This is a genomic window from Aerosakkonema funiforme FACHB-1375 (genome assembly GCF_014696265.1).
Classification (GTDB): Bacteria; Cyanobacteriota; Cyanobacteriia; order Cyanobacteriales; family Aerosakkonemataceae; genus Aerosakkonema; species Aerosakkonema funiforme_A.
Genome location: NZ_JACJPW010000223.1, coordinates 1 through 3371 on the forward strand (window position 1 = coordinate 1; position 3371 = coordinate 3371).

Genomic DNA, 3371 nt, shown 5'->3' on the forward strand with positions numbered 1-3371 from the left:
CTAGAACAATGCTGGCAGCAATTGCGAACAAAAGGTCAAATTGAAGCTTTTCCTATTGCACAACGAGATCTGTGCGATCGCTTCATCATCCCCGATAAACTTTATGGCAGAGATACGGAAGTTCAACCCTTACTAGAAGCATTTGAGAGGGTTAGCCAGGGTGCAACCGAAATGATGTTGGTGGCTGGGTTTTCGGGCATTGGGAAAACTGCGGTTGTGAACGAGGTGCATAAACCCATTGTCAGACAACGCGGTTATTTTATTAAAGGTAAATACGACCAATTTCAACGCAATATTCCCTTCAGTGCTTTTGTCCAAGCCTTTCGAGATTTAATGGGGCAATTATTGACCGAAAGCGATGTCCAAATTCAGCAATGGAAACATAAAATATTAGAGGCAGTTGGTGAAAACGGTCAGGTAATCATTGAAGTCATTCCGGAATTAGAAAACATAATTAGCCCACAACCACCAGCAGTAGAATTATCAGGAACAGCCGCCGAAAATCGCTTTAATTTATTATTTCAAAAGTTCATTCAGGTCTTCACCACCGCAGACCATCCCCTAGCGATCTTTCTAGATGACTTGCAGTGGGCAGATTCAGCCTCGCTTCAGTTGATGAAAGTGCTGATGAATGACAATGGCTATCTGCTGATGTTGGGAGCCTATCGCGATAACGAAGTCTCGCCTGCTCATCCATTTATCTTAACCGTTGAGGAGTTGAAAAAAGCAGGAGCGAACGTTCATACCATTACACTGAAGCCCTTAGCGGTTGAGCATACCAATCATTTGATTGCCGATACATTGCATTGTTCCCCAGAACTAGCCTTCCCCCTGACGCAATTGGTCGATCGCAAAACGAAAGGCAATCCCTTTTTCACCACGCAGTTTCTCAAAGCCTTACACGAAGACAGATACATTACCTTTAATGGCGATCGCTGTTATTGGGAATGTGATATTACTCAAATCAATGCTCTGGCACTCACCGATGATGTGGTGGAATTTATGGCGCTGCAATTGCAGAAGCTGCCAGAGAAAACGCAACAAGTATTGAAGTTAGCGGCTTGTGTCGGTAACCAGTTTGATTTGGCAACCTTGGCGATTATTTCCGAACAGTCTCTAACGGAAACAGCAACTGCCCTGTGGAAGGCGCTGCAAGAAGGATTTATTTTACCCAACAGTCAGGTATACAAATTCTTCCAGTCAGAGGAATCAAAGCAATTCGATCGGGAAAAGCAGGTCAATCCCGCCTATCGCTTCTTACACGATCGCGTGCAACAAGCCGCTTATTCCCTGATTGACCCCGATCGAAAACAGCTAACCCATCTGACCATTGGGCAATTACTACAAACCAAGCTATCGGCAACAGAACAAGAGGAAAAGCTATTCGATATCGTTGGACATCTCAATTTGGGACGAGAACTGCTGACGGATCGGGCAGAACGCCAAGCCTTAGCCCAAGGCAACTTAAACGCTGCCCAGAAAGCCAAAAGTGCCACAGCCTACGTCGCTGCCAGAAACTTTGTGCAAACCGGGTTGTCACTCCTCACCAGTCACAGTTGGCAAGATCGGTATGACCTGAGCCTTCAGCTTCATGTGCTGGCAGCAGAGGTGGCCTATTTGGTTGGAGACCTTGAGGATATGGAGTGTCAAAGCCGACTGGTTTTGGATGCAGCAAAAACGGTCTTGGATAAGGTGGAAATTTATGCCATTCAAATCAATGCCCGCGCTGCTCAAAATCAAATGGCTGAAGCGATCTCAGTTGGGTCTAATGCTCTGGCACAATTGGGGGTTGAATTTTCTCCCGAAGCAAATCAAGCCACCAGTGAAAAGGCACTGCAAGACTTGGCGCTGCAACTTGAGAACCGAGTAATTGAGGATTTAGTTCACTTGCCGATAATGACTGACCCACATATCATTGCGGCGATGAAATTAATGGCTATATTATTTGTGCCCATTAAAGTATTGAACCCCGTCCTATTGCCATTGCTCTGCGCTAAAATGGTGGGCTTGTCGGTGCAATTTGGCAATAGTTCAGTATCAGCAATCGGCTATACCAACTATGGGTTAGTTTTAATAAACTTCGGTGATGTGGATCGGGGGTATCGGTTTGGCAAAGTTGCCTTGGATTTGCTCGATCGATTTCATTCATCTGAAAATCGAGCAATGGTATTGCTATTTTTTGGCGCTTTGATTCAACACCGTCGGCAATCTCTACAATCTACAGTTCCACTACTCAAAGAAGGCTATCTGCTGCATATAGAAACAGGCGGACTGCTCTATGCGGGCTATAGCATCAATAACTGTCTCTATAATCAATTTTTCTCTGGTTTTTGTTTGACAGATCTGGATCTGGAGTCTAAAAAATATGTTGCTGTTCTGACTCAGATGAAGCAGGATAATCCTCTGATCTACACCAAGATTAAACAGCAGACTATCAATAATCTGATTGTCATCACAGATCGCCCCGATATTCTGGTTGGTGATGTTTACGATGAAACCGTCATTTTTCCTCAGTACATTCGAGATAATGAGTTAATGGCGTTGGCTTGGGCTTGTATCTGTAAACTAATGCTCGCTTATCTCTTCGGTCACTACGATCGCGGCCTGACTTACATTGATACAGCTTATCCTTACTTGGGCAGTATTGCTGGGTTTATTCAGATTCCAATTTTCTATTTTTATGCTGGGCTAACCTACCTCACGGTTGCTGCGACTAAATCAAATTCAGAGCGATCGCACGCATTAACTCTAGCCGAACAACAGCAAGCAGCCCTATCCGAATGGGCGCGATCTGCGCCCATGAATCATCAGCATAAGATGGATTTATTGGAGGCAGAAAAGTGCCGAGTTCTAGGCAAACTTTGTGAAGCGGGGGATTTTTACGATCGCGCCATTGCTGGTGCTAAAGACAATGGTTTTGTTCAGGAAGAAGCCCTCGCCAACGAACTTGCTGCTCGGTTTTATCTCGATCGGGGTAAAGAAAAATTTGCCCAATTATATATGCAAGAAGCCTACTACTGCTATGCCCGTTGGGGAGCAAAAGCGAAAGTAGCAGACTTAGAAAAACGCTATCCCCAATTACTCGCCCCCATCTTACAGCAAAACCGTTCGGTTGTTTCCACTCACGAAACTATTGTTCCTTTGGGAACTGTGACATCTATTAGTGCCGCTACATCCAGCAGCACCAGTATCTCAGATACCCTGGATTTAAAAGCAATTCTCAAAGCCTCTCAAACGATCTCTGGGGAAATCGAACTGTCCAAACTACTGTCATCGTTACTTTCTATTGTCATCGAAAATGCTGGGGCTGATAAATGCGTATTAATGCTGTGGCAAGACGATCGTTTACTAATTCAAGGCGCAATTACCCA

General features: G+C 44.8%; 1 protein-coding gene. It reads left to right on the forward strand.

Going from position 1 to position 3371, the window contains the following annotated elements; genetic code table 11:
• Positions 1-3371, forward strand: a 3371-nt coding sequence (locus H6G03_RS37000; protein ID WP_190475914.1) for an ATP-binding protein, incomplete at both ends; no start/stop codon positions are given.